The organism is Candidatus Peribacteria bacterium, assembly GCA_023038255.1.
Taxonomy (GTDB): domain Bacteria; phylum Patescibacteriota; class Gracilibacteria; order Peribacterales; family Peribacteraceae; genus CALREJ01.
This window is the reverse complement of sequence record CP082927.1, coordinates 401,401-422,914: the sequence shown is the minus strand read 5'-3', so window position 1 is coordinate 422,914 and position 21,514 is coordinate 401,401. Positions and strand designations below refer to the sequence as shown.

General features: G+C 50.7%; 16 protein-coding genes. 10 read left to right on the top strand and 6 right to left on the bottom strand.

What is annotated here, in order from left to right; translation table 11 throughout:
- Positions 1-3: 3 nt before the first annotated feature.
- Positions 4-891: a hypothetical protein gene (locus K8942_01990; GenBank protein UPA22964.1), complete on the top strand. Its 888-nt coding sequence runs from the start codon at positions 4-6 to the stop codon at positions 889-891.
- Positions 892-903: 12 nt separating this feature from the next.
- Here K8942_01990 and mltG read toward each other — a convergent pair whose 3' ends face one another.
- Positions 904-1,866, bottom strand: coding sequence for an endolytic transglycosylase MltG (gene mltG / locus K8942_01985; GenBank protein ID UPA22963.1), 963 nt, complete (start codon positions 1,864-1,866; stop codon positions 904-906).
- A 228-nt stretch (positions 1,867-2,094) separates the two neighbouring features.
- Here mltG and K8942_01980 point away from each other — a divergent pair, with 228 nt between their 5' ends.
- From K8942_01980 to clpB, 5 genes are all read left to right on the top strand, one after another.
- Positions 2,095-3,186: a DUF3494 domain-containing protein gene (locus K8942_01980; protein UPA22962.1), complete on the top strand. Its 1,092-nt coding sequence runs from the start codon at positions 2,095-2,097 to the stop codon at positions 3,184-3,186.
- A gap of 152 nt (positions 3,187-3,338) precedes the next feature.
- On the top strand, positions 3,339-3,776 hold the full coding sequence (locus K8942_01975; protein UPA22961.1) for a DUF1761 domain-containing protein: 438 nt from the start codon (positions 3,339-3,341) through the stop codon (positions 3,774-3,776).
- 129 nt (positions 3,777-3,905) lie between these two features.
- Positions 3,906-4,484: a hypothetical protein gene (locus K8942_01970; protein ID UPA22960.1), complete on the top strand. Its 579-nt coding sequence runs from the start codon at positions 3,906-3,908 to the stop codon at positions 4,482-4,484.
- A gap of 178 nt (positions 4,485-4,662) precedes the next feature.
- Entirely contained in the window at positions 4,663-5,127 is a 465-nt protein-coding gene (locus K8942_01965; GenBank protein UPA22959.1) for a hypothetical protein, read from the top strand.
- A gap of 161 nt (positions 5,128-5,288) precedes the next feature.
- A complete protein-coding gene (clpB, locus tag K8942_01960; GenBank protein ID UPA22958.1) occupies positions 5,289-7,856 on the top strand; it encodes an ATP-dependent chaperone ClpB in 2,568 nt (855 codons plus the stop codon).
- A 118-nt stretch (positions 7,857-7,974) separates the two neighbouring features.
- On the opposite strand, the gene K8942_01955 is transcribed toward clpB, so the two are convergent.
- The 3 genes from K8942_01955 to K8942_01945 form a co-directional block, all read right to left on the bottom strand.
- Positions 7,975-8,127, bottom strand: coding sequence for a hypothetical protein (locus tag K8942_01955; GenBank protein ID UPA22957.1), 153 nt, complete (start codon positions 8,125-8,127; stop codon positions 7,975-7,977).
- A 197-nt stretch (positions 8,128-8,324) separates the two neighbouring features.
- The gene (locus K8942_01950; GenBank protein ID UPA22956.1) at positions 8,325-9,710 is read right to left on the bottom strand and encodes an S-layer homology domain-containing protein; all 1,386 of its coding nucleotides are present in this window, start codon (positions 9,708-9,710) and stop codon (positions 8,325-8,327) included.
- A 182-nt stretch (positions 9,711-9,892) separates the two neighbouring features.
- Positions 9,893-11,077, bottom strand: a complete 1,185-nt coding sequence (locus K8942_01945) for a PQQ-dependent sugar dehydrogenase (GenBank protein ID UPA22955.1) — start codon at positions 11,075-11,077, stop codon at positions 9,893-9,895.
- 158 nt (positions 11,078-11,235) lie between these two features.
- On the opposite strand from K8942_01945, the gene uvrA reads away from it, so the two are divergent.
- The 3 genes from uvrA to K8942_01930 all read left to right on the top strand — a co-directional run bounded on the left by uvrA (position 11,236) and on the right by K8942_01930 (position 15,940).
- Positions 11,236-14,139, top strand: coding sequence for an excinuclease ABC subunit UvrA (uvrA, locus tag K8942_01940; GenBank protein UPA22954.1), 2,904 nt, complete (start codon positions 11,236-11,238; stop codon positions 14,137-14,139).
- Positions 14,140-14,166: 27 nt separating this feature from the next.
- The gene (locus tag K8942_01935; GenBank protein UPA22953.1) at positions 14,167-15,162 is read left to right on the top strand and encodes a metallophosphoesterase; all 996 of its coding nucleotides are present in this window, start codon (positions 14,167-14,169) and stop codon (positions 15,160-15,162) included.
- 292 nt (positions 15,163-15,454) lie between these two features.
- Complete coding sequence (locus K8942_01930) at positions 15,455-15,940, top strand: NUDIX domain-containing protein (protein UPA22952.1); 486 nt, start codon at positions 15,455-15,457, stop codon at positions 15,938-15,940.
- Here the strand turns inward: K8942_01930 and K8942_01925 are convergent.
- Positions 15,909-17,330, bottom strand: coding sequence for a hypothetical protein (locus tag K8942_01925; protein ID UPA22951.1), 1,422 nt, complete (start codon positions 17,328-17,330; stop codon positions 15,909-15,911). The two genes, K8942_01930 and K8942_01925, sit on opposite strands and share 32 nt — an antisense overlap.
- A gap of 226 nt (positions 17,331-17,556) precedes the next feature.
- On the opposite strand from K8942_01925, the gene K8942_01920 reads away from it, so the two are divergent.
- Positions 17,557-20,313 (top strand): HD domain-containing protein, encoded by a 2,757-nt coding sequence (locus K8942_01920; protein ID UPA22950.1) that lies wholly within the window; start codon positions 17,557-17,559, stop codon positions 20,311-20,313.
- 25 nt (positions 20,314-20,338) lie between these two features.
- On the opposite strand, the gene K8942_01915 is transcribed toward K8942_01920, so the two are convergent.
- Entirely contained in the window at positions 20,339-21,481 is a 1,143-nt protein-coding gene (locus tag K8942_01915; GenBank protein ID UPA22949.1) for a GNAT family N-acetyltransferase, read from the bottom strand.
- Positions 21,482-21,514 lie beyond the last annotated feature (33 nt).

The window sequence follows — 21,514 nt, the reverse complement described above, 5'->3', positions numbered from 1 at the left end:
CTTATGAGCAAATCTTCTTTAGAAAGAAAAAAGGCTTTAGAGCAATTTATTTTAGATGCAAATGAACTCCATCAAGAAATTAATTCCGATTTCGAAAATCACCGTCCTCCTTCTGCTGGGTTAATCCAATCAACAGTTGATAAGTGGGAGGACTACAAGAAAAAGATTTTACCAGTATTAAATGCCATGTATGACTCAGATTTTCAGCAGTCTGAATTTTTGGCAGCAAAAAACAATTCAGCAGTATATCGCCAAGGTAATGTTCATTTACAAAATATCCTGAAAGATATCGAAGCGAAGCTTCAGTATCTCAGAAAAATTCATGGAGATGAAAAAGGAGGACTGACATTACCCTTATCTGATCCTAAAAACGAAAACGCAAAAGAAGGTAAGTCAACATCATGGTATATTGCTATTTTTGGTGTATTTGCAACAATATTAATTGGATTAGGATTTTGGTATTTTAATCTCAATGGAAACAGGCAAGATTTGGAAGAAAATCCAAATGCAAATATTGAAAATTCTCCTAATTCATTCACTATCGTTGGTAATAACAATACTATAAATAAATTAGATCTTCCCAAACCAAAAATCGAAATACAGCCATTTGAAATTAGGCCCAATCCAGAGCTTGGCTTTGAATCCGTATATATCATTAAAATTATTTCAGATTATACAATTCCTAATTTCTCTTTGAAAATTAAATTACCTCCTACAGTTAATGAAATGTGGCTGAGTAAGGGGTGGATGTACACAATGACAGAAGATTATTCTGCGCAATATATTGATGGATATGCTTCGTTCAACATTCCTAACGCAGGAGGTGATTATTATCTCGTATTTTCAAACAAAAATGAGGTTAATTTATCTAAAGATGACATTGTTTATTAATTAATAAAGTACTCACTTCAAATACCTCTCCACATTCCCCAAATGCTCCTCATACGTCACCGCGCAATGAATCTGCCGGTCGTTATCGTGGATGTAATACAAACACTCCGTATCCGCTGAGTTCAGCACCGCATCAATCGCATCCAATCCGGGGTTCGCAATCGGTGACGGCGGCAGGCCGGCGTTCAGGTAGGTATTGAACGGGGAATCGATTTTCTTGTCTGCGACTTTGACCGGAGCCCAGTAGCCATCACCCACATCACCCCGCGCATACTGCAATGTGGCATCTATCTGCAGCGGCATTTTGATGAGCAAGCGATTCCACAGCACGCCGGCAATAATCGGCATATCGGACTTCCCTCCCGCTTCGCGCTGAATCAGCGATGCGATTTTGATGGCGGTGTCGTACTTGATGTTCGCTTCTTTGAATTTCTCTACATACGGCGCGAAGCTATCATTAAAACGATTGATGAAGCGCTTCGCCACCTGCTCGGGATCTTCATCTGTGGGAATAAGATACGTATCCGGGAAATAGAAACCATCGGTCAGATCGTACGGTTTCTGTATGTTCGTATTCAGAAATGCCTCGCGTGTCGCATCAGACCAGCCAAGTGTTTCCTGGAGCCTGTCCGCAACCTGCTCTTTGCGCAGGCCCTCCGGAATCGTGATCCACTTGAGCGCGGGTTCAGATGTAAGCGCAGACGCAATCGCCCACGAGCCCATGCCATCGGCAATTCTGTACCCACCCGGTGCAATCCCGTCGTACCCGCCATGCAGCGTCATCGCGAGACCAAGAAACGGATGTCCTTTTATATACTCCTGCGCGAGGATCTTTTCTTTGATCTCTTCTGTTGTTGCCACTTTGCTCACTGTGAGGATATTCACTGCTTCTGTGTCGCCACTGCTGCAGCTGCGGAGCATCAACAGGATAATGATGGCTGCAATCCCGAGAATGATTGTACGGCTGGTCTTCATAGAAAGATGGTACTACGAAATGTCTGTTCCTCTAAAAAAGAGGCCCCGAAAACGTGCCGCCGGAACCGTTGTTTCCCTGCTTCCGTCAATCCATAAAGAGCGGGCACGGTCAGATACACCTCTAGAATCTGTCTTATAGTTATCCGCCCGGCATTTGCCATCGGATTTTGTTTCCTCCACCTTCTATCCATGAGAAAAATTCATTCCTTGGGGATGGCCGTTTTGAGTATGGCTGTCATCATCCCGTCTGCATTTGCAGCAACGACCGTTCCGGTCACACAGCCAAGTAACGGCTTCATCCAGGCTCCAAACCCTGAGTGGACTGCGGCACATCAGACGGCAACGTCGAATGTATCCGGTCACAGAGAGTATCACCGCACTGCAGAAGCCACCCTTCTCCAGTGGTACACAGCGCACCTCGCAGAACGTGCGACCGCTGCGTATAACAATGCGCGCCGCATGATGCTCCAGGCCAGAAACATGCTGCACCGCCAGTTTCATTTGAGTATGGTGGATATGAACAATAACTCCTCACAGAGTTCCGTTCGTTCGCTCTCATCCCGCTCCAGCGTGCGTTCGTCCTCTTCGAGCATGCCATCTTCCGTCTGGTCATCCTCATTAAGCTCTTCTGTTGTCTCTTCTTCATCCTCCTCTTTCTCAAAGGGAAGCAGCGTCTCTTCTGCATCGGTCGCAGCGCAAGGCTCTGTCACACTGGGAGCTGCATCAACCTTTGCTGTATTGGCAGGATCGACTGTCACGAACACTGGTCTGACGACCGTTACTGGCGATCTGGGTGTGAGCCCGGGAACAGCAGTCACAGGATTCGGTCCTGGTGTTGTAACCGGAGGAGCAATCCACGAAACCGATATCGCGGCAGCGAATGCAAAAAGTGCGCTCACTGTTGCCTACAATGATCTTGCGGGACGCACACTTGCACCGGTGGACGTATCCGGAAATCTCGGAGGCATGACACTGAGTCCGGGTCTCTACAAATCCGGCTCTTCTGTGGAAATCAGTTCCGGCGACCTGACACTGGATGCGAAAGGCAACAGCAATGCCATCTTTATCTTCCAGGTTGCAACCACACTGGAGGTCTCAACAGGGCGTCAGGTTCTGCTTATTGGCGGAGCAAAGGCATCCAATGTCTACTGGCAGATTGGTACATCGGCCACGATCAATGCGAACGCTGTCTTCAAAGGAAGCATTCTTGCCGATCAATCGATTGCTGCAAAAACGGGTGCAAACATTGAAGGTCGTCTCCTGGCACGCATTGGTGGAGTCACACTTCAGGCAAATACGGTAACAATTCCCGCGAATTAACAGCCTATCGCCGCCATGCACCGCACTCTGGTGCATGGCGGCGCTGACACTGAAGAAGGATCTCTGGCTGCAAGAGTAAGACATACAAAAAAAACAACGATGAAAATACAGAATATATTCTGTACTATGGGAAACATTCCTTCCCCTCTTTTATGATTCATCTGATTGCCATCGGCGGGTACATGCAGACGCATGTGCTCAGTATTGTCCTCGCACTTGTCGCTACCTATTTCATCGGGTCCATGTGGCACGGCCCCATTTTTGGAAAGCAGTGGATGAAACTCAATAACATTCCGGAGCCCAAGAAAGAAGACATCAAATTTTCGATGATGATCCCGGGTCTCTCCGCAAACTTTGTAATGGTCATTCTGCAGTCCGCCGTCCTCGGCCGCACGTTCCAGATAGTGCAGCTCGATAACATCTGGCAGGCTCTGCTGATTGCGACCATCATCTGGCTGCCGTTCTCCGCTCTGCTTCTTGCAAACATTTACGCCTGGAGCGGCAGGTCCTGGAAAGTCTGGCTGCTGGATGCCGGCCATGCGTGGGTCTCCATCCTGGCTGTTGCTGCCATTCTGTACGCAACACTCTGACGCATCTCTCTCTCAAAAAAAGGACGGTCTGCACGATCGTCCTTTTTGTATTCTGATGATTTTGTCGTATCCATTGAGGGAAATACTCAAAGATGACAAAAGAAAACTGTGGCGTGTTATACTCTTTGCATGGTACTCAGAATCTATAGAGAGGAAGAGGATGCCCTTCCCTTGGAGCCCACTCCCACTCCTCCCGTTCCCTCGCAGGCAAGCATCATTAATCTTGCCCGACAAAGAAGTGCGACGCTCCTCCTGACGCAAAAAAATAATCCCCTGCCCGATTTGCTGCGCAGACTTGATGCATTCAAAGTAGATATGGATACGAATGACATCCACACAATGGACCCCGATACACTGGGCAAGTTTCTCTCGGGCTTCCAGGTAGGCCTCAGAGAAGTGACGCTCGAGATACTGCATTGCCCCCTTGCAGAAAACCGTGTCTATGAAAGAGCAAAAGCAACAATGAACGCCGCCCTGAACAAGCTGTCCCTGCTCCCAAAAACAGACACCCCAGATGGCCGACTGCGGCAATTCCATGTCACCAGAACCAAAACACTTCTCCAGGAAGATCTGTCATACATTGTAATCAACCATCCCAATCAACACGCTCTGCATACAGCACGCAGTGCCATCATAAAAGTGCAGGCAAAGACGTCATCCGGCTCACCAGATACGAGCACGGGTTCCGATGCGGAGGACTGGATTTGAGAGGGGTTGACTGGCACCAGTATGTGCTGGAATACTGCGCACAGATGCAATCCATGATTTCCACACAGGTCAAGCACTACCGCGTCCTCCCGGATAGCGGAGCTTTCTGTGTGCGAGACTAGGATCTCACTTGGTACCCAAGCAATACAGACGCTCCCACTCACGCCGGGGGCGTTTTTTGATTCTTCACACCATCGTGAGTGCACAAAGCGGATTGCCGGTCATGGCCGTCAGTCCGCCCTGTTACACGCATTGCCCATTTACAAAGGAGGAAGAGAAGATGGTCGAAATTTACCTGGATCGCAGCGGAACAATTGATGAAGAGGCTCAGGCAGAAGACACGACGACGAAAACTGCACGTATGGCGCTCTTGTCGCAGTGGATGGAAGAAGATCGTCAGAACGGGAATTACTCCCTGCCACGCACCATGCAACGCTGGCGCGATGATGTGGTCAGACGCATGAAGGCACAGAACATCCTTCTGCCAGCACGCATCAAACTGCCACGCTGCCTCATGGCAGCAAACGGACTCACGTCGCAGTCAGTGTGGATCGAAGACAACCAGTCGGTAAAGATCGCTCTACAGGTTCGAGGAAAGGGATGGCAGCGCGGAATTGAATTGGTTCCTGCACCTGCACAATAATTTTTTAGGAGGCAATGCACTGACAGGTCAAAAAAGAAGCTGGAGTCACTCGTCGTGATTCCAGCTCTTTTGCCGGAAGCCCCTCTTGACCTCTGCTATTATCACTCTATAATGACGAGTGCTAATTTATGCAGAGGAACACCCTACTCCTCTTCCCCTCTATGAATTTTCAGAACTACACAACAAAGGCGGCGGAAGCCATGCAAAGCGCATTGCAGATTGCAACGACGCTCGGACAACAGGCACTTTCCCCTCTCCACCTGCTCCTCGCACTCGTCGAGCAGCCGGAAGGCGTCGTGCCGTCGTTGCTGCAAAAGCTGAAACACGATCCTGCGGATACTGCGGAAAAAATCCGCCAGGCAATCGGCGTACTGCCAAAAGTGAGCGGCAGCGGATCGCCATATCTGACGCCGGAACTCAAGCAGGTGCTGGATGAGGCAGAAGCGGAAGAAAAGAAATTGCAGGACGAGTATGTCTCCACGGAACACCTGTTCCTGGCGCTCCTCGGGGATAAAGACGTGAAGCGTATAGTCGATATCAAACCCGCTGATGTTCTGAAAGAAGTGAAAGCACTCCGCGGGAACCAGCGCGTGACCGATCAGAATCCGGAGGGGAAATACCAGGTCCTCGAAAAGTACACGCAGGACTTCACCGCACTCGCCCGTGAAGGAAAGATCGATCCGGTCATCGGACGTGACGAGGAAATCCGGCGGATCATGCAGATCCTCAGCCGCAGGACAAAAAACAATCCGGTACTGGTCGGTGAACCAGGAACCGGAAAGACGGCGATTGTGGAAGGACTCGCGAAAAAAATCATAGACGGCGACGTTCCCGATACCCTCAAGGGCAAGCGTCTGCTGGCTCTCGATCTGGGCGCGATGATTGCAGGCACAAAGTACCGCGGTGAATTTGAAGACCGCCTGAAGGCATTGCTGAAGGAGATCGAAGGATCGGACGGACAGATCATTCTCTTCATTGATGAACTGCATACCATTGTCGGTGCCGGTGCAGCAGAAGGGTCGATGGATGCGGGCAATCTTCTGAAGCCCGCTCTCGCACGCGGCCAGCTCCGGACCATCGGTGCGACGACGCTGCGGGAATACCGCTTGCATGTGGAGAAAGACGCAGCCCTGGAACGCAGGTTCCAGCCGGTGCAGGTCGGTGAGCCGGATGTGAAAGATGCCGTCTCGATCCTGCGCGGGATCAAAGAAAAATACGAAGTGCATCACGGTGTCCGCATCCGCGATGCGGCGGTCGTGGCCGCAGTCACCCTCAGCAGCCGGTACATCAGCGACAGATTTCTGCCGGATAAAGCCATCGACCTGATGGATGAAGCCGCCTCTCAGCTGCGCATTGAGCTCGACAGCAAGCCTGTGGAACTCGACAGACTCGAACGCCAGATGCGTCAGCTGACCGTCGAACGCGAAGCGCTGAAGAAAGAAACCGACGACGCGTCGAAGAAGCGCCTGACAGAACTGGAGAGGGAGGTTGCGGAAATCGGCGAACGTATGACGAAAATGGAACTTCAGTGGAAGAATGAGAAAGCGGTGATTGATGTCATCAAAACATCGCACAAGGAAATCGACCGGCTGAAGGAAGAATCCATCCAGGCAGAACGCAACGGCGATCTGCAGCGCGTGGCGGAAATCCGGTACGGTCTTGTGCCGGATCTGGAAAGCAACGTGCAGACAGCCGAAAAAGAGCTGCAGAAGCTGCAGAAAGAAAGTTCATTTCTGAAGGAAGAAGTAACGGAAGAGGACATTGCAAAAGTCGTTTCCCGCTGGACCGGCATTCCCGTACAGAAAATGCTGAGCGAAGAAACGGTGAAACTTGCGCATCTGGAAGAGGAACTCGGCAAACGTGTGATCGGTCAGGAGGAAGCAATCCGTGCGGTCTCGAACGCAGTCCGCCGTGCGCGTGCGGGCATTCAGGAAGAGACACGTCCGATCGGGTCTTTCATTTTTCTGGGACCGACCGGTGTCGGAAAGACGGAGCTCGCAAAGGCGCTCGCGGAGTTTTTGTTCAACGACGAAAAACTGATGACACGCATAGACATGTCGGAGTACATGGAGAAGCACGCAGTCGCACGACTCATCGGCGCACCTCCGGGCTATGTCGGATACGAAGAAGGAGGTCAGCTGACCGAGGCCGTCCGCCGCCATCCCTACACCGTCATCCTGCTTGATGAAATAGAGAAGGCGCATCCGGATGTCTTCAATGTCCTGCTCCAGATTCTCGATGAAGGCAGACTGACCGACAGCAAGGGGCGGACCGTGGACTTTAAAAATGCGGTGATCATCATGACCAGCAACCTGGGATCGGCGGCAATAGCCGAGCATCAGCATGAGCGCGTTCTGCAGACAAAGGCGATTGATGATCTGATGAAAAAAACATTCCGCCCGGAATTTTTGAACCGTGTGGATGACATCATCATCTTCCAGCCGCTGACCGAAGTGCAGATTGCAGCGATTGTGAACATCCAGATTGGGAAGCTCCAGAATCGGCTCCAGGAGCGGGGAATTGAGGTGTCGCTCACAAAAGAAGCCACCGAATTTCTGGCCGCCCGCGGGTTCGATCCGCTCTACGGCGCACGCCCTCTCAAGCGTGTGTTACAGGAACTGATCCTCGATGAACTGTCCCTGCAGATCATTGAAGGAACAATCAAAGAGGGCGACCGCGTCACCATCGGCATGAAAGACGGCAGCATACATATGACGAAGAAAAAATAATCCTTCAGCTCCGCTCACCATGGCACTTTGACACCAGTTTTTGTGTCAGTTCGAGCGGAGCCGAGAACATAACAAAAACCCCTCTTACGAGGGGCTCTTGGAAGGAGTGGAGAAAGACTTATTTCTTTTTCGTTGTCTTCTTTGCTGTCTTCTTCTTCGTGGCCTTCTTAGCCGTTGTCTTCTTGACAGTCTTCTTAGCAGTCTTCTTCTTCGGAGCTGCCTTCTTCACTGTCTTCTTGGCTGTTGTCTTCTTCTTTTTTGCTACTGCCATGGGAAGTGGTGGGAAAGGAAATAATGTATGGCCCTCATTGTATGGGCAGAAAAAAAATTTGTGAAGCATGTCATAAGGCGCGCAGAAAAAAATGTGATGTGATTGTGTATTGATCAAATATTTTCTGCGGGAAATTTTTCATCATCAAAAAAAATACGGAGCGTGTGCCCCGTATTTTTCAAAGTGCGGCGGAAAAATTATTTCTTGTACCTGATGCTGTAATTCTGCTTCGACGCTCTGCCATCTTTCTGCACCACTCCGATGTAATACGTTCCTGCCGGGAACGTGTACTGCGTGTTGCACTCCGGCGATGCGAAGCCGTAAATATCGACATCTTCCATCGGGTAAATAATGCAGCGGACCTTTTCTTCGTTTGTGAGTTCAATCATCAGACTTGTTTCCTCTTTCAGTCTGAATGTGAAGTAGTCCCCCATGTCTGTTGTATCAAGCTGTGTGGAAGACGGCGCATCAAGGATAAGAGATTTTGCCTCTACGAAGCCATCATTTCCATCACCCGTTACAGACTTTGATGTGACGGCGAAGGCAAGGTTCGGCATGAGCGGCGCAATGTCGAGCTGGTAGGAGCCCGTTGCGAGTGTGGCGCGGACGGTGCATGTTCCTTTGTCCTGGTAACCGAGATAGTACTCAAGTGAGAAGCTGTCTGCAGCAGTGCCGAGCTTGTAGAGACGGCAGGTGATGCTGTCGTCGGTCACATTTCCAGGAACAGTTGCCTGCAGGGAGACGGTCGCCCTCTGGGTGAGTGAGAAGACATACGAGCGGGACAATTTTTCTGTAAAGCGTCCTTCTGACGTGAAAGGATATTCCACTTTCGTGATGCTCGGAGCGGCGGCGCTCGCTGCACTTCTGGTTGAGCGCGTCTGTGCACTGCTGCGCTGTGTTGTGCTCGTGGTCTGCTGTGTCGTCACAGATGATGCTGAACCATTGAGCGGCAATGGTGACGGGGAGATGGCATTGTAAATATATGCCGCGGCTTCGGCACGGGAGAGAGGGAGGTCCGGACCGAATGATGTGGACGAGACTCCTGGCACCGGAACAATCTTCAGACGGAACGCGGCAGCAACATACTGCATGTACCATGCACTGGCGGAAATGTCTGGATAGACAAGAGCGGCAGCTGTCGACTCCGGTGTCGCCTGCTGGCTGAGACCGTGAACTGTGAAGAGCATCTTGAGAGCCTCCACTCTGTTCACCGCCTGCTCGGGTTTGAATTTTCCGTCGCTGTATCCGGAGACATATGTCTTGCTCGCAGCGTCACAGATGACCGGTGCGAACCAGGCTGTCACCGGAACGTCCAGGAAGCACGGTGCGGTGGGAGTGCTGGTTGTCTTTGCTTTGGCTCGGTAGAGCATCGTCAGAAATTCTGCGCGGTTGACAGTGCGGCCCGGCGCAAAAGTGCCATCCGGATTTCCGTTGATCACTTTCATGTCCGCAAGCGCACTGATGGCGACTGCATACGGGTTGCTGGCGGGCACGTCGGGAAAAGACGCTGCCTGCGCAATGAGAGGGAACAATCCCTGGGAAAGAAGAATGGCGGAAGCGCCAAGGGTCCAAGCTGTACGCATAAGGAAAGAGGGGTGGGAAATTGCTTGGATCCCACTGTAAGGTGAACACTTTCGTTATACAACGTTCCTTCCTTTAGATAGGCTGGAAGGTAGGCGCCTTTTGTGATGAAACGCAAACTATCTATCTGAAACTCGACATTCTAAATTCTAGATCCGAAACTCGAGTGATTCGGATCTAGAATTCACATCGCAGGACTCGTCCTCGACATCCTGTAGATCACTCCTGCTTTATCATCCGTGATGTACAGCGTTCCACCCGGCTCAATCATCAGATCCACCGGACGACCCTGGACGACTGATCCTTTCCTGAACCCGGTCAGAAAATCCACTGCGTCGCCCGTGGGATTGCCGTTGGCATCCATCGGAATGCGGACAATTTTGTAGCCGACCGACTCGGTACTGTTCCACGATCCATGTTCAGAGACGAGGAGGTCGTACCACAAATCTTCCGGCCAGCCTTCCTCCGGAACAAACGCAAGGCCGAGCGGTGCGGTGTGTGCGGGCAGTGTCGCTTTGGGTGGAACAGATGTTGTACAGTCGAAGTTTCCGGAAATGGAGGTATCGCGCACACGGTCTCCGTAGCAGTACGGCCAGCCGTAGTGTGACCCTTCGGTGATGACGTTCACTTCTTCCGGCGGCAGCGTGTCGCCGAGGTTGTCACGTCCCATGTCTGTAGCGAACAGATCACCGGTTACATAACTCCAGTCAAAGAACACCGAATTACGCAGTCCCCTGGCTACAATCTTCTGGTCTGTCCCGTCCGGCTTCATCGACAGAATGGTTCCGTGTTTCTCATTCACCTCCACACACGCATCACAAGTGGAGCCAATGGAGACATAGAGCCGGCCATCCGGACCGAACTCGATCGTCCGGGACGTATGCCTGCCCCCTGCCGGCAGGGTGGCGATGGTTTCCACCGGAGCGTCTGAGTAGAGGACCGCTTTTTTAATGGAAGTCTCCTCCGCTATATAAAGGATAGATCCGCTGCCGACTGAACTCGGACCGATGGCCAGACCGTGGGGATTTTTGAGGCCCCGGAAAATATCGTACTGATTGGTCACTGTTCCGCCGCTGCCAATCTCCAGCAGTGTCACCACCCCCGCACTCGGACGACTGACCCAGATTCCTCCAAAGTTATCGCGCACCATGACGCGGGCGCCTGCAAGATTCTTGGCAAAGACTTCTATCTTCATGTCATTTGGCACAGTGAAGCCAAGACCTGTCGCGTCAATTCCTGGAACCGATGGCGTTCCTGTTGCTGCGGATGACGGCAAAACCGTTCCCGTCCCTGAGCCGGGTGTCACCGGACCGGCGGATGTACAGGCTGCCAGGAGAAAGAGAGCAAGGAGGGTGGAAGGAGTGCGCATATGTGTATAAGACTAGCAGATATCAGGAAACTTACAGAAATCCCCCCATCTTCTCTTTCTCCCCTAAACCCTAGACAAGAGCTCTAAAAATCGTTAAGCTTGGTTGTCGCAACGCGCCTCGCCGCGGGGCGTTTTTTGTATATTCCACATTCTGTCGTATGGATTCCATAGTCGTGAAAGGTGCCAAGATGCACAACCTTAAAAATATCGATGTCACCATCCCGCGCAACAAGCTGACGGTGATTACCGGTGTGTCCGGATCCGGCAAGTCGACACTTGCGTTCGATACGATTTTCGCAGAAGGTCAGCGCCGCTACGTGGAGTCCCTCTCCGCGTACGCCCGCCAGTTCATTTCCCAGATGGAAAAGCCGGAGGTTGATTCTATTGAAGGCCTATCCCCTGCCATTTCTATTGATCAAAAAACTGCGCCAAGAAATCCACGCTCTACGGTGGGAACGGTGACAGAAGTCTACGACTACATGCGTCTCCTCTGGGCAAAAATCGGAAAGGTGCACTGTCCGGAATGTAACCGTCTCCTTGAGCGCCAGTCCTCCAGTCAGATTGTAGAAACGATCGCCAATATGACCGAAGGCAAAAAAATCTACCTGCTGGCACCGCTTATAGAAGGAAGAAAGGGGGAGCACCTGAAAATTCTTGATGCCATCCGCCGGGAAGGATTTGTCCGCGTGCGCATCGACGGTCAGGTGATGACGACGGATGAGGAAGTGACACTTGATCCGAAAAAAGCCCACAGTATTGATATCGTGGTCGACCGTTTGGTCGTACGCGATCTTGCCGTGAAAGAGAATGAGGCAAACCCGCACCGCTCCCGTCTGGCAGATTCTGTGGAGCTCTGTTTAAAGAAGAGCGAAGGATCGATCATTGTGCTGGATGCTGATACGAATAACGAAGTCCGTTTCTCCGAGTCTTTTGTCTGTCCGGAGCATCCGGAGAAACAGGTGCCGGACCTCGAGCCGCGCAGCTTCTCGTTCAACTCTCCGCACGGAGCCTGTGACGAGTGTCACGGACTCGGGTCCATTCTGCAGGTCGACGAAGGATCAATTGTGCCGAATGAAAACCTGACACTCGCGGAAGGCGCCATCCATCCGTGGACCACATCCGCCAGCCGCATGGGATTCATGATCCACATACTTGAATCTCTCGCTGCAGCAACCGGGTTCAGCATGTCGACTCCATGGAAATCCCTCAAAGATGAGCACAAGAAAATTATTCTGCACGGATACGAACATCCGCTGATGGTGAAAATGGACGGCCGTTTCGATGCCACCTATAAAACAACGTACGAAGGAGTGATTGGTAACCTGCAGCGCCGCCACAATGAAACAGATTCGAGTTACGTCCGCAGCCAGATTGAGGAATATATGCTGGAGCTGCCCTGTCCGGTCTGTAAAGGCCAGCGCTTGAAGAAAGAGATTCTCGGCGTCACGGTGGGTGACAAGAATATCGTCGCTGCAACGGATATGAGTATTGATGAAGCAGAAACATTCTTCTCCGCTCTCATCCCGGGTGATGCAAAAAATCCGAAGAAGGCAACCGACATGCATCTCAGCCCGTACGAGTTCACGATTGTGAAAAAGGTCCTACAGGAAATTGTGGCACGTCTGACATTTCTCCAGAACGTCGGACTCACCTACCTCACCCTGTCGCGCTCCGCTTCCACACTCTCCGGAGGAGAGGCGCAGCGCATCCGCCTGGCAACGCAGATCGGATCGGCGCTTGAAGGAGTGCTATACGTGCTGGATGAGCCGTCCATCGGACTGCATCAGCGTGATAATGCCCGTCTGATTGATACGATTGTGAAACTGCGCGATCTCGGCAACACGGTGATTGTGGTGGAACATGATGAAGAAACCATGGAAGCCGCAGACTATCTGCTGGAAATCGGACCGGGTGCGGGTAAGTACGGAGGAAGCGTCGTCGCACAGGGCCTGCCGTCTGAGCTCATCAACAATAAAGATTCTATTACGGGTCAGTACCTGAGTGGCAAGCGCTCGATCGAGATTCCGAAAAAGCGCCGCACCGGCAACGGAAAATTCATTGAGGTGAAAGATGCCCATCATCACAACCTCCGCCATGTGGATGTCTCTCTCCCGCTCGGCACATTCATCGGTATTGCAGGAGTCTCCGGCTCCGGAAAATCGAGTCTCATTCACGGCATTCTCGCGCCGGAACTTTTGCACAGACTCAACAAAGCACACACCCGTGCCCAGAACGTCGGCAGTTTCAATGGCATCCAGCATCTCGACAAGGCAATCGTGATCGACCAGTCCGCTATCGGACGCACGCCGCGCAGTAACCCCGCCACCTATACAGGTATCTTTACCGATATCCGCGATCTCTTTGCCGCCACACCGGAAGCAAAACTCCGCGGCTACCAGCCGGGCCGCTTCAGCTTCAACGTGAAGGGCGGACGCTGCGAGGAATGTGAGGGTGACGGTCTGAAGAGAATTGAAATGCACTTCCTGCCGGACGTGTTTGTGACCTGCGAAGTCTGTCACGGCCGCCGCTACAACCGTGAAACACTGGAAGTGACGTACAAAGGAAAGAACATCAGCGAAGCGCTGAACATGAACGTGAAGGAAGCGATCGAATTCTTCTCCTCGATTTCCACGCTGAAGAAAAAACTCCAGACACTCGAAGACGTGGGACTCAGCTACCTGCACCTCGGCCAGAGTGCGACCACCCTCTCCGGAGGTGAAGCGCAGCGCGTGAAGCTCGCAACCGAACTGCTCCGCAGATCCACAGGACAGACATTCTATATTCTCGATGAGCCGACCACGGGTCTGCACTTCGAAGATATCCGCAAACTCCTTGAGGTCCTGCAGAGACTTGTCGATAAGGGTAACACCGTGCTTGTGATTGAGCATAACCTCGATGTGCTGAAGACCGTCGACTACGTGGTGGATCTCGGACCGGACGGCGGATCGGGTGGTGGATTCATTGTTGCAACCGGTACACCGGAAGAAGTCGCAAAAGTCGAGAAGAGCTACACGGGGCAGTATCTGAAGAAAATGCTCGATAAGCAGAAGGCGAAGAAATAATATCGTTCTGTTCCCGCTCCTCTCTTCATGTCCTCCTGTTCGCGCCGTACCACCTTCCACACTGCAGTCTGGGACTCCGCCATACTGCTGCTGATCGGCAGCGTGCTTGTGACTCTGTCCTGGACCATTCCGCAGCTCCAAAAGAGCGACCAACTCTCCGATGTGTATCGATGGTTTCTGATCATAGTCACCACAGTGATGGGGCTTGGCGGAGTGCTGACGGTGTGGGGATCATTCTTTGAACCGGAACTGCTGATTGTCCGGCGCCGGAAGATCCGTCTTCCTTTCCGGAAAAAACTGCGTATTGCCGTGATTGGCGATCTGCACGTCGGCGTCTATAAAGATGCATCATTCGTGGAACGCATTGTCCGCACAGTGAACAGACTGGAGCCCGACATTGTTCTGATTGCAGGAGACTGCATTGATGACGAAGCCGCTGATCTCTCAGATCTCGATCCGCTCAAAAAACTGGAAACGCGCTACGGTGTTTTCGCCATTCCCGGAAACCACGACGCCGGCGCCTACATTTCGATGTTCACCCGTCTGCATTACTACACGATTGATAAAACGGATGACCTTGAAAAGCGTCTGTCCTCCTACGGCATTCATTTTTTACGGAACAAATCCAAAACCATCACAATCGACAACGAGCCACTGGTGATTGCCGGTACAGACGATGTCTGGATGGAGTCATTTGATCTGAAGAAAACATGTGCGGATATCCCGGACTCCGCAGCAACTATCCTGCTCTCCCATAACCCCGACGTGATTCTGAACAAAGACTCACACCGCGCACACCTGATCGTCTCCGGCCACACACACGGCGGCCAGATCCGCCTGCCATTCATCGGCGCACTGACATCCATTCCGGACACTCTCGGCCGTGCGTATGATCGCGGACTGTTTCACATTACAAAAACCTGCACTCTTGCCATAACAGAGGGAACCGGCGTGTCAGGAGTGAGAGCAAGACTCTTCTGTCCGCCGGAGATTTTGTTGCTGGAAACGGAGGGTGGAGAGTGAGCCCTCTCCCCGCCCCTCTCCCGGAACGAGAGAGGGAGTTCTCCTGGTTCCAATAAAACAAAGAGTTCCACCAGGAACATTTTCACGAAGTGAAAATGAAGGTTTCGTTGGGAGGTGTCCGGCCACGGGGGGTGAGGGGGTCAGCGGTCAGTGGCTCTGGCCGGACCGCACTTTTTGATTCTTTTTGCTGCAGGGGCAAAAAGAATGCCCCCGCGGCAGCGGCCCCCGGAGGGGAAGCAAGATACTAAGAAACCCATTCTCACAAAAGATAACCTTCGATAAGCTCCTCTCTATGATCCGCCACTTCACCGCCTCCGCCTTCGTCGTCGACTCACAGAAGCGCATCCTCCTCCTCTGGCACAAGAAAGCCCAAAAGTGGATGCCCCCTGGTGGCCATATTGATGAGAATGAACTGCCGGAAGATGCCGCAAAACGCGAGTGCAAAGAAGAGACCGGACTCGATGTGGAGATTACCGGCGATGCGCAGGACAATCTGTTTGCAACCAACCCCGCAGAAGGACGCATTCTGAAAAAACCCTTCGCCTTTCTGCTCGAAACCATTGAAGCCCGCCCCGCCCATAATGAACCGGCTCATGAACATATGGACTTCGTGTATCTTGCAAGACCGGTTGATGAAGACCAGGTGCTGACACTGGAAGAGAACGAAGGGGAAGAGCTGCGGTGGTTTACAGCTGATGAAGTACAGGCGATCCCTGATGAAAAAATCTACAGCAACGTGCGGGGGTTTATTTTGAACCTTCAGAAAGAGTCGGATTGATCTTGTTTTCTTCATAGGTATCGGGCGACAGATCAGCATGACGAATCTGCTCATCCCTCCACAGCTTCATACTTGCCGGAATCACGTCTCTCATGTCACCCCGGGACACGATCCAGCTGGGATTTAACGTACGCTCCTTTCCATCAATGACCCCGACGCTCACCGCCCGGGGATTGTCCTTGTTCGAATCCATTGCGATATCCCGGAATCTCCGGGGAATAAAAAAGAGCTGATTATTGGCATTATTTTGGGGGGTATTCCAGTGCACCCCCAGGGATTTCGATAGAACAAAATCCGGCTTAATAACAAATGAACCCATGCGATCGAGAATGAGATGAGACAGATGATGATCTCTATACCTCATCTCCTCTGCACTCAGCGCAAATAATTTATTGGCCGCAAACGGATATAGACCATGGATGGTGCCAAAGAGCTGAATATTTTTCCACCGCTCCATCAGATACTGCTGCATTGCACCGGCTCCCATGTCGACAATATGAAAATAACGCATCCTGCCGCCTGTCTCTCCGTGTCTCAGATAGTCATGTATATATTCACGTACAGAATCATTGGGGTTCAACGGCGTCTGCAGCCACGTATTCCATGCGAGAACTTTACCATCAGACTCCAGAATACGACCCGTGAGCTGAAGGGAGCCTTCCTCTTTTTTCTGGAGATCCTCGGCCAATTTCTCATGACTGATTGGACGGTCAAACAGGCCTTTGCGCAATTTTTCCCTGAAGGCATCAATGTTTTTTGCCACACTCTCCGGCGTCTGCTTGTCCCGAATCAGTTCCATAACCTTACGGTCCAGCAGCCGGGAATTATGAATCTCTGCAATAGTAAAAGCATCATCGGGTTGCATTTCCCTGTATGTAGCCTGCCTGACTTTGGAAAAAAATTCCCGCGTTCCGGATGGGTAGCGAATGCGCCATTGTGCATCCAGCAATTGTATTTTTTTCTCCCACTCACTGCGTGCTGTTTCTTCAGAGGATTTGCCGTCGCCCTGAAAGACAGCTGTATCCAGTATGTGATGATACCCGGCCCTGTTTTTCTTGCGCCATTGATTCACCTCTTCCTCAACACTCTCTTCAATCCAGTCCTCCATTTCCACCATATCCCCCTTACCCTGATAGATCCTCAGTACTTTATCAAAAGCCTCAACGCCCAGCCGATTGATAGTGCGCTTGGCCAGTAATGCGGAAAGTTCAATCTGTGCCGCCGCGTTCCCATTCAGTTGTTCATAACACTGAGATTGCTGCAGACTCAGATTATCTGCAAATTGACCGACTAATGCATTCACGGTTGCTGCCGCACCATTCTGCCAGATTTGAGATATTTCCATTTGTTGGAACATCCCCTGTTCCATGGAAATGAGCGGTCTTTGCATAATCAGAAGGAAAGATGCAAGACTGAATTATAGACGCGAGGCATACACACCTAAAAGTCTGTATACCCCTATCATTGTCCTGTATGCAACTATCTCAAAGATTTATGCAGAGATAGTACAAAATAGGACGCAAATGCTTTTGTCAGACATTGTAAACATGCCGTTTTGCTCATAAGGCAGATAAAAAAGCTTTGAATAAGGCCAAAAAGGCGTATAATTCCATATTATGCAGTGGAGCGAATTTTCGTTTTATATTCGGCATTTCACACTAAGTCAGCAAAAGTCCATTCAAAAAGCATTCGATCTTGCACAAAAAGCACATGAAGGCCAGAAAAGAGAGTCCGGGGAGGAATATTTCACGCACCCCGTCGCCGTTGCGCGCCTGCTTATTGATATGGGTGCAGATGCAGACACCATCATTGCCGCCCTCTTGCACGACACCGTCGAGGACACATCCGTCACGATGGCGGATATTGAAGGAAAATTCCCTGCAGCAGTTGCACGCCTGATTGATGGACTGACGAAATTGAATTATGAGGATGTCGCACATCAGGCGTCTCTGAATGAAAAAATCGAAACAATCCGCAAGATCTTTACAGTGATGCAGACGGATATCCGCATTATGACCATCAAGCTGGCGGACCGTCTTCACAACATGCAGACAATCGGTTTCCGCCCCATCGAGAAACAGCGCCGTGTTGCACAGGAAACAATGGATATTTACGTCAAAATCGCCGACCGTCTGTGTATGCGCCGTGTGCGCGATGAGCTGGAATCCATGTCACTGCAGATTTTGAAACCGGACCTCATGCCGCATCTTCTGGAAATCCGGCGCAAAAATGAGGAAACCAGCAAATCCGTTCTGACATCCATCCTCCAGTCTGCTGAACGGAATGTCCGGAAATTGCCGTTCACGATTCTTATTGAGGAAAAATCCTGGGACAACCTCCAGCTGCAGTACAGCCTTGAACAAAAGGGGCGCATCATATCCCCGCTCATTAATCTCGCCTTCGTCTGTAAAGACGTGGAAGACTGTTATACGACACTCGGCATTCTGCACCAGACGTGGCAGCGCGATGAGCTCTCCTTCCAGGATTATATCAACACTCCCATCATCAACGGATACGAAGCAATACACACCACTATCATCATGGAGAACGGAATGCGTATTCAGTGCAAAATCCGTACGACGGACATGCAGGAATACGCCTGGAAAGGCATTACAACGCGCTGTTTTGATGCCAAAGAACGGGGACTGCTCGACTACCTTCCCTGGACCAAACACATTTCTCCGGTCTCCCAGGACACCGCTAACCGCAGCGATATTTTCTGGTTGAGCCTGCAGAACGATATTCTGGGTGAATCGATTCTCGTACACGGTGAAGGAAACAACATTCAGCTTCTGCCCGCACAATCAACCGCGCTGGATGCTGTTTTTTATCTGTATGGTGAAAAAGGAATTTACACAAAAGAAATCTACATCAATGACCAACCGGCTGCATTCCACACAGAGCTTGAGAATTCCTGCACCATTCAGGCAAGTTTTGATGGAGCGATGCAGGTAAAACTTGAGTGGCTCCGCTCAGTCCATACCGGCGTTGCTGCAGCCATGATCCGTGAATCTCTCTCCAAGCAGGACAAGAAAATCAAGCAGGATCTGGGCCAGGCGTTGCTGGAAGAATATCTCAGACACAAGAGGCGCGGGTACATCAGTGAATTTGACCGCAATGTGATCGAGAAAAATTTGAGTGCACAGCGTCAGTTCGGTCTGGACATTCTGTATGAACAGATTGCCGAGGGACGGATGACGGTCGAGGAGGTGGAATCCATCCTCTTTCAGCAAACGGTGGCACAGAAGAAAAGCAGTCTTACAAAAAAGAGGCTGTACACATTTATCTGTGATATTGCGACAACAAGTCTGATGCCGTTCGGCGCCATGATGCAGATGTATGACATCAGGAAAATGAAAGTGCTGAAGGCCACAAAAGAGCGGCGGAAGCTTGAATTTGAAATACGTTTATCGGAAGGGGAAAAAACGAATATGAGTATCGCCATGAATCAACTTGCTCCGGGTAAGTATGAGATCGCACCGACTATTTCGTATTACCGTCGCATCGCATTCACCTGCCTGCTCTTCCTTCTCTGGGGACTCGACCCGGCGGCCACCAAACTGCTCCTCCAGTACACCGGCATTTCGATTGCAGAAATCAGCATTATCTTCTTCGGAACACTGACTATTCTGAGTGGCTGCTTCCTTGCCTGGGTGCGTGCACATCAGATTCTGCCGGAGGCAAAACTGTCACTGCGCAACCCCTCGCTGCTCCTGACAGCCATCCTCTTCTTCCTGACAGCGCTCACCACGTATGCGGCTGTACGGGAAACTATGCCCTCTCACTACACCATTCCGATGACGATCGCCGGTATTATTCTGACAACCATTGTGAACCGGAAGCGCGTCATGCTGCTGGCAATCACATGGGCAATTGTTGTTGCGGGTCTGGCATTGCTCGTTGGAAAAAATCCGGACTGGAGTACGGAAGGCATGATCTATACCGCGCTCTCCATCGCTTCCTTCACCGCTTTCTCCATCATCAGCGAACGCTACAAGCGCAAAGAGAAGGTTTCCCTGCGCGCCGCACAGTATTTCTTCGCACTCTCCGTGCTCGGACTCATCTTCAGCCTGCCGCTTCTGGCATTTTCGTCTTTCAACAATCTCACCCCATCCTCCATCGGGCTCGTTGTCATCTGTACGATTCTTATTTCCGGACTGCCGTACTACATTTACTACTACCTTCTCTCACACAGAGAATTCGATTTCGTGCTCCGGTTCTCCTTCCTGATTATTCCCGGAACCATCCTGAGCGAATCTATTCTGATGGGCATCCCGAATATGTACACACTGATCGCTGGAGTTATTGTCTCCTGCGGAGCATTTTTGCCGACTGCGTATATCAATATGTTTGCAAAAAAGAATGATGCCTGATCTATAGTATCCCACCCCTCTTTGCCTACATTTCCCGGCGTCCGAGATAATGAAGAATGGGCGAGGCATCAAGAGCCTTTCTTAGACGATGTTCACCCTGGTAAAGCACTTCCCAGTGTGGAACAAGGGGGGTGAGTTTTCCATTAATCGGAAATACCACAACCTCATGATCCGGATATCTTCCTGCAAGTTTGCAAAAGCCAAATTTCTCTTTAAAGAAATCTTTACTCGCAGGATTGGAGCCAAGATCTGCCGGCTGTCCTTCCGATTTCGCACTAAAGCCATCAAAAACTGAACAGATTACTCTACGGATTCCTTCTGGGCCCACTTTTTCAATCATATGCTGCTCAATATCATTCAGGAGAATTTCTGCGCCCCCTGCTTTTCTGTATCCGCGCTTCACAAGAATAGTCCCAATCTCCCACATTTTTCCCACCTGTCGTACCAGTGCATCTGTTTCCCATCCTCTCTTATATTGTAATTCACCTTTTTCCAACCCGGGCTTTCCATCAAGCTGCAGTAAGTTAGTCATATACATTTGATACAAGCGACGATCCACTTCTTCGTCTTCATGAGGAGGAAACCGGGCATCAATATATCCAACAATATTTTCACCTTCATTTTTTGCAGGATCAATGAGTCCCACAAGTGCAAAATTTCCAGGCCGCTTTATCGAGCCGTTCAAATTAGCAATGAGTAAATTTTTGGGTGACAAATAACCTGGCATGTTCTGCCGGTAGATAGCTAATTCTTCTTGGGGCGGATCAAATCTATCCAGAATGACTCCGTGTTTAATGACATCACTCAATGGTCGAGGATTTCCTTTTACTGCGTGCTCCAAACAAGATGCAGGGAGCAAACAATCATCATGCAAAGCCTGTATCTGTTCCAAAAGACGCGGGGTTTCTAAGCTGAGAATTCTTGTTTCGAGCCGGCGTGCAATTTCAAGATGCTCAGGAGCAATGCCCATTAATTGAGTGCTTTCCTGACGTACACCTTTCTTTCCATCATCTACCCGCCGTATCACATTAGGAAGGGATGGATCTGTCGGATCTTCTTCAAGAATGCCTTCTTTTCCTTTTATAGCTTTTAAAAGCTCCTCTCTGACTAAATCTTCAAGAGGGTCTTTTTCAAAACCATTTGCCGATCCATTACTGGCGATAGACATCGGAAATATAATGAAATAAAAAAACAAATAAGT

Excerpts from the sequence above, each read along its gene's own strand:
- K8942_01990 (UPA22964.1), top strand. The coding sequence starts at position 4 with ATGAGCAAATCTTCTTTAGAAAGAAAAAAGGCTTTAGAGCAATTTATT.
- mltG (UPA22963.1), bottom strand. The coding sequence starts at position 1,866 with ATGAAGACCAGCCGTACAATCATTCTCGGGATTGCAGCCATCATTATC.
- K8942_01980 (UPA22962.1), top strand. The coding sequence starts at position 2,095 with ATGGCTGTCATCATCCCGTCTGCATTTGCAGCAACGACCGTTCCGGTC.
- K8942_01975 (UPA22961.1), top strand. The coding sequence starts at position 3,339 with ATGATTCATCTGATTGCCATCGGCGGGTACATGCAGACGCATGTGCTC.
- K8942_01970 (UPA22960.1), top strand. The coding sequence starts at position 3,906 with ATGGTACTCAGAATCTATAGAGAGGAAGAGGATGCCCTTCCCTTGGAG.
- clpB (UPA22958.1), top strand. The coding sequence starts at position 5,289 with ATGAATTTTCAGAACTACACAACAAAGGCGGCGGAAGCCATGCAAAGC.
- K8942_01955 (UPA22957.1), bottom strand. The coding sequence starts at position 8,127 with ATGGCAGTAGCAAAAAAGAAGAAGACAACAGCCAAGAAGACAGTGAAG.
- K8942_01950 (UPA22956.1), bottom strand. The coding sequence starts at position 9,710 with ATGCGTACAGCTTGGACCCTTGGCGCTTCCGCCATTCTTCTTTCCCAG.
- K8942_01945 (UPA22955.1), bottom strand. The coding sequence starts at position 11,077 with ATGCGCACTCCTTCCACCCTCCTTGCTCTCTTTCTCCTGGCAGCCTGT.
- uvrA (UPA22954.1), top strand. The coding sequence starts at position 11,236 with ATGGATTCCATAGTCGTGAAAGGTGCCAAGATGCACAACCTTAAAAAT.
- K8942_01935 (UPA22953.1), top strand. The coding sequence starts at position 14,167 with ATGTCCTCCTGTTCGCGCCGTACCACCTTCCACACTGCAGTCTGGGAC.
- K8942_01930 (UPA22952.1), top strand. The coding sequence starts at position 15,455 with ATGATCCGCCACTTCACCGCCTCCGCCTTCGTCGTCGACTCACAGAAG.
- K8942_01925 (UPA22951.1), bottom strand. The coding sequence starts at position 17,330 with ATGCAAAGACCGCTCATTTCCATGGAACAGGGGATGTTCCAACAAATG.
- K8942_01920 (UPA22950.1), top strand. The coding sequence starts at position 17,557 with ATGCAGTGGAGCGAATTTTCGTTTTATATTCGGCATTTCACACTAAGT.
- K8942_01915 (UPA22949.1), bottom strand. The coding sequence starts at position 21,481 with ATGTCTATCGCCAGTAATGGATCGGCAAATGGTTTTGAAAAAGACCCT.